Raw genomic sequence first — 5,316 nt, 5'->3', positions numbered from 1 at the left:
TATCCACAACCTCAAAGCACTGCTTTGAGCAACCTGCGGCTAGTTTCCTAGTTTGCTCTTTGATTTTCATTGAGTATAAAACAAGCAAATCAGCAAGAAACCCACGACAAAATAATAATATTGACACGGGTTATAGTTTCAAAAATAATTTCAATTTACCTGACTAGCAATCTGTAGGAGTGCCTTTTCAAAAAGGAAACCTTTTTCATAAAGACCTGTCTTAATCTGATAGTCTGTCTCAATCAAATAGGAAATAGCTTGCTTCAAAAAGCTCAAGGAAAGTCCTCTTGAATCTCTCAGCGCAAACTTGATTTGATAGGGATTAGGATTGCGTCCGAGAAAACTTCCTAGACTATTTGCAATCTGAGATTCTGTTTGCCCAGACTCCGCCAAAATCTTCACCTGAGTAAAAGTCCGAAATTGTCCTAGCATGACTGCAATCAGTTTGATTTCATCTTCACCTTGCAAGGTCAAGTCTCTAACCAAGTCACGCGCCTGATCCATCTTTTTAGTCAGAATAAACTGAGTTAAGTCAAAGATATTGTCCTGCAAGGTCTTGGGAATAGCGTTGACAATATCCTCTTCTTCGATAACAGAATCTGCCTTATAGGACTGTAAAAAGAGGAGATTTTTCTGAATTTCGCTAAATTGAAAACCAGATTTGATAAGGAGATTTTCAAAAGAATTATTGGCAAACTGCAGACCTTGTTTCTGGCTCCACTTTTGGAAATACTGGCGCAATTCTTGTTCTTTGGCTTCTACTGCGTCAAAAACCTTGGCATCACGCTTCAGTAATTTAACCAACCGTCTTTTACTATCCAGTTTTCCTTCCGCAAAGATCAACAACTTGGTTGTTGGCGAAGGATTGTCAAGGTATTCCTCAAACGACTTAAGCTCATCATCTGTTAAAAAGCGTTTCTTGGCTGTTGTCATATCAACAAAATGATCCAATATCACGATTTTCTCATCCGCAAAGAAAGGAAGGCTGACTAACTCCAGTTCCACATCCTTGTAAACTACTTCTTTCATATCAAAGTAGGCAAAGTTGAGGTCGGCAGAATCATAGCCAATCTGTTTCAATACTTGACTCTTCATCACTTCAAACTGACCCTGATCTGTCCCTGTAAATAGGCTTAGACTAGGTAAATTTGATAAAGTCAACTTCTGACTTTCTTCAATGGCTAGCATCTTCTCTCCTTTCTTCTGATTTTTTAATGAATTTAATCAATATAGCGCAATTCCCCACGGAAATCTTCTAAGCTCTCGTACCCTTTTTCCGCCATGATAGCTTTTAGTTCATTGGTAATACGTTCGAAAGCACCGACGCCTTCTTTGTGAAGGGTGGTTCCCACCTGTACCATACTGGCACCACAGAGGATGTGTTCAAAGGCATCACGACCAGTCAGAACTCCTCCTGTTCCGATGATTTGGATTTGAGGGTTTAAGCGTTGATAAAAGGCGTGAACATTAGCTAGAGCAGTCGGTTTGATATACTCCCCACCAATCCCACCGAAACCATTTTTAGGGCGAATAACGACAGATTCATCTTCTATATACAGTCCGTTTCCGATTGAGTTGACGCAGTTGACAAACTTGAGCGGATACTTGTTAAAAATAGCTGCCGCTTGGTCAAAGTGAACAATATCAAAATAAGGTGGAAGCTTAATTCCAAGAGGTTTTGTAAAGTAAGCAAATACTTCTGCCAAAATCCGGTCTGTTGTCTCAAAATCATAGGCAATCTGAGGTTTTCCTGGAACATTTGGACAGGAGAGGTTTAGCTCAGTCAGACCACGAAAATCACTCTCTTGGACTTTTTTCAAAATAGTATGGGTTTCCTCTGGAGACATGCCAACTAGAGATAAAAAGAAAGTTCGGTTCGGCTCTTTTTCCTGCAAGTCCAAAAGATAGTTCAAATAATAGTCTAAGCCCTTATTCGGCAAGCCCATAGAGTTGATAGAACCAAGTGGGACATCTTGATAGCGTGGCTCAGGATTTCCCTGACGGAAGTCCAAGGTTGCTGTCTTAGTGACAAAGGTTCCTGCCGCTGAGTTTTTAACCCCTTCTAGCTCCTCTATCGTCATACAAGCCACACCTGCTGCATTCATCAAGCAATTATCAAACTCAAAACCAGCAATTTGTGTTTTCGTTGATACCATGATTCTAATCCTCCAGATTCCTTTTATTGCTAATATTATACCACAGTTTTAATTCTAGGTTTACTAGATTCTATGGTTCTATCTATTTATTCGGAAAAGAAAGTCTAGTGCAGAAGTCATGCTATGGAAACAGCTAGTGTATTGGAAGTTTGAACAAAGCTTGGGTAACAGACTTTTGAATGAAGTCCAAGCAACAAGGAGAAATCTCAACCTTTATCATTTTTAAAGAAATACATGTAAATCTCTACTTTCGCAAAATGGATTTTCAGAACAGTATCCCAGCATAGTTAAAAATTATAAAAAGAGAGGAAGTTCCCCTCTTAAGATTTTATTTGACTGCTTCTTTCAAAGCATCTACCTTATCCAAACGTTCCCACGGAAGATCAATATCTGTACGTCCCATGTGTCCATAAGCTGCTGTTTGACGGTAAATTGGACGCTTGAGATCAAGCATTTGGATAATCCCTGCAGGGCGAAGGTCAAAGATTTGGCGCGCTGCTTTTTCAAGCTTACTTTCAGCTACTGTTCCTGTACCGAAAGTATCGATACGAACAGAAACAGGTTGGGCAACACCGATAGCGTAAGCCAATTGTACTTCTGCCTTCTTAGCAAGACCGGCTGCAACGATGTTCTTGGCAATATAGCGAGCTGCATATGACGCAGAACGGTCCACCTTAGTCGCATCCTTACCAGAGAAGGCACCACCACCATGACGAGAGTAGCCACCATAAGTATCTACGATAATCTTACGACCAGTCAAACCGGAGTCTCCTTGAGGTCCACCGATTACAAAGCGACCAGTCGGATTGATGAAGAATTTTGTTTGCGCATCCAAGTAAGAGGCTGGAATAACCTCTTTGATAACCTTATTAATGACATCATTGTGAATTTGTTCGTTGCTGACTTCTGGATCGTGCTGAGTTGAAATAACGACTGTGTCCACACGTACTGGACGGTCATTTTCATCATACTCAACTGTAACTTGTGATTTAGCATCTGGGCGAAGATAGCTGATTTCCCCAGACTTGCGAAGTTCTGCCAGACGACGAACCAATTTATGACTGAGTGAGATTGGCAATGGCATGAGCTCTTCTGTTTCATCAACCGCAAATCCAAACATGAGACCTTGGTCACCAGCACCAATCAAGTCAAGCGGATCTTGATCTGCATTCCCACGAACCTCCAAGGCTTCGTTAACACCTTGGGCAATATCTGGTGACTGCTCAACAAGTGACGGATGGACACCCACCGTCTCAGCAGAAAAACCATATTCTGTATTGGTATAGCCAATCTCTACAATGGTATCACGAACCACACGGTTAATATCTACATAGGCATTTGTAGAAATTTCACCAAAAACATGGACGGAACCAGTATAGACAGCTGTCTCAGCAGCAACGTGCGCCTCTGGATCCTTGGCTAAAATAGCATCCAAAATCGCATCTGAAATTTGGTCTGCAATCTTATCTGGATGCCCCTCAGATACAGATTCAGACGTGAATAATTTACGTTCTGACATAAAAATGTCCCCCCTTAAAAATAGTGTTATAGAGTTACAAAGTACTGATAGGAAAACTCTTAGTGATAAATGCCTACCATCTTATCGGGACTATATAACTTTATCATTATACCATTTTTTAGCGCAATTTGCAGTCTTTAATGTGATATTTCGGTTTAGATAGTTCGTTCTCATAAAGCAAAAAGTTGGAGCTCAGTACTCCAACAATTTCTATTAAAATGTTTGGCGTTTAGCTTTACGCTCTGCACGACCGCGAGCACGATTTTCAGCGCGTTTGGTTTTGCGGCGCTTTTCATCAACCGCCCATTGAATTTTCTTCTTATAACCCGGTTTGACTTTTTTCTTTTTCTTTTTGACCAGACCAATCATTTCAATATCAAGCTTATCTTGCTTCTTCTCACGATTAGCACGACGATCACGGTCATAAGTATCTTGAAATTCCCCGTCTTTGACCATCTTAGGAGTAAACTTGATTCCCAATTTCTCCAACTCACGGATATCCGAGTCATCGCTTGGTTGGTAAAGGGTAATGGCTGTACCTGGTAGGCCATTACGCCCAGTTCGACCAACACGGTGCACAAAGAAGGATAAGTCTTGCGGAATGGCATCATTGATGACATGGCTGACACCTTCAATGTCAATCCCACGCGCCGCCAAGTCTGTTGCGACAATGTACTCAAAATCCAGATTTTTCACCTGATTCATGATTCGCTTGCGCTCACGAGGAGCAATATCTCCATGAATCTTCGCTACCTTCAATCCTTGAGCAGTCAGATATGAATGTAATTCATCAGCACGTGTCTTAGTGTTGACAAAAATCATTGCCAAATAAGGCTGCATCAACTGAGTCAATTGATAAATTTGAGCATTCTTGTCACGTCCCTTAGTAGAAATCAACCAATTATCAATGGTATCAGAAATGACCGTTTTGGTCTTGATTTTCTCCATGACAGGATTTGACAAGTATTTTTTCAAGAATGGTTGCAACTTTTGTGGAATAGTCGCTGAGAAGACCATGAATTGCAGGTCCTTTGGAAGACTGCCAGCAATCTTATCAACAGTTTCCAAGAATCCCATATCCAAGGTCATATCTGCCTCATCGACCACAAAGGTCTTAGCCTTGTGAATAGCTAGGTCACCAGACTTAACTAAGTCATAAATACGGCCAGGCGTTCCGATAACAATATGAGGCTGCTTACTTGCCAATTTCTCAATCTGGCGAGCCTTATCTGTCCCCCCCACATAATTAACCACACGAACTTCCACTTCTGAGTGGGCTGCAATCTGACGAGCTGCTTGGTAAATTTGAGTAGCTAATTCACGACTCGGTGCAGTAATGACTGCTTGAACACTATCGCTGGCTTCATCTAATTGCTGGAAAATCGGCAATAGGAAAGTGTGAGTCTTACCCGAACCTGTTTTTGATTCTCCAACCAAATCTCGGCCTGACAGGACAATGGGAATCAACTTATCTTGTACCTCTGTTGGAGTTGTAAATTTCAACTCCTGCAGGGCTTCTCTAATATAGTTTTTAAATTGAAATTTCGTAAATGACATAATATCCTCGATTCTATCTATCTTACCAATTATACCATATTTTATTCCATTTCAGTAGCCTCACTTATTTATACTCAATGAAAA

At 41.0% G+C, this 5,316-nt stretch carries 4 protein-coding genes; all 4 read right to left on the bottom strand.

Going from position 1 to position 5,316, the window contains the following annotated elements:
* Positions 1-150: 150 nt before the first annotated feature.
* The 4 genes from holA to HT730_RS05030 all read right to left on the bottom strand — a co-directional run bounded on the left by holA (position 151) and on the right by HT730_RS05030 (position 5,232).
* Positions 151-1,188, bottom strand: coding sequence for a DNA polymerase III subunit delta (gene holA / locus HT730_RS05045; protein WP_173306995.1), 1,038 nt, complete (start codon positions 1,186-1,188; stop codon positions 151-153).
* A gap of 32 nt (positions 1,189-1,220) precedes the next feature.
* Complete coding sequence (locus HT730_RS05040) at positions 1,221-2,156, bottom strand: dihydroorotate oxidase (RefSeq protein WP_173213748.1); 936 nt, start codon at positions 2,154-2,156, stop codon at positions 1,221-1,223.
* 328 nt (positions 2,157-2,484) lie between these two features.
* The gene (gene metK / locus HT730_RS05035; protein WP_173306994.1) at positions 2,485-3,675 is read right to left on the bottom strand and encodes a methionine adenosyltransferase; all 1,191 of its coding nucleotides are present in this window, start codon (positions 3,673-3,675) and stop codon (positions 2,485-2,487) included.
* A gap of 213 nt (positions 3,676-3,888) precedes the next feature.
* The gene (locus tag HT730_RS05030; protein WP_173306993.1) at positions 3,889-5,232 is read right to left on the bottom strand and encodes a DEAD/DEAH box helicase; all 1,344 of its coding nucleotides are present in this window, start codon (positions 5,230-5,232) and stop codon (positions 3,889-3,891) included.
* Positions 5,233-5,316: the final 84 nt, after the last annotated feature.

Origin of the sequence: Streptococcus sp. k-628, assembly GCF_013277475.1 — a bacterium.
Lineage (GTDB): Bacteria > Bacillota > Bacilli > Lactobacillales > Streptococcaceae > Streptococcus.
This window is presented reverse-complemented; position numbering and strand designations above follow the sequence as displayed.

Excerpts from the sequence above, each read along its gene's own strand:
- metK (WP_173306994.1), bottom strand. The coding sequence starts at position 3,675 with ATGTCAGAACGTAAATTATTCACGTCTGAATCTGTATCTGAGGGGCAT.
- HT730_RS05040 (WP_173213748.1), bottom strand. The coding sequence starts at position 2,156 with ATGGTATCAACGAAAACACAAATTGCTGGTTTTGAGTTTGATAATTGC.
- holA (WP_173306995.1), bottom strand. The coding sequence starts at position 1,188 with ATGCTAGCCATTGAAGAAAGTCAGAAGTTGACTTTATCAAATTTACCT.
- HT730_RS05030 (WP_173306993.1), bottom strand. The coding sequence starts at position 5,232 with ATGTCATTTACGAAATTTCAATTTAAAAACTATATTAGAGAAGCCCTG.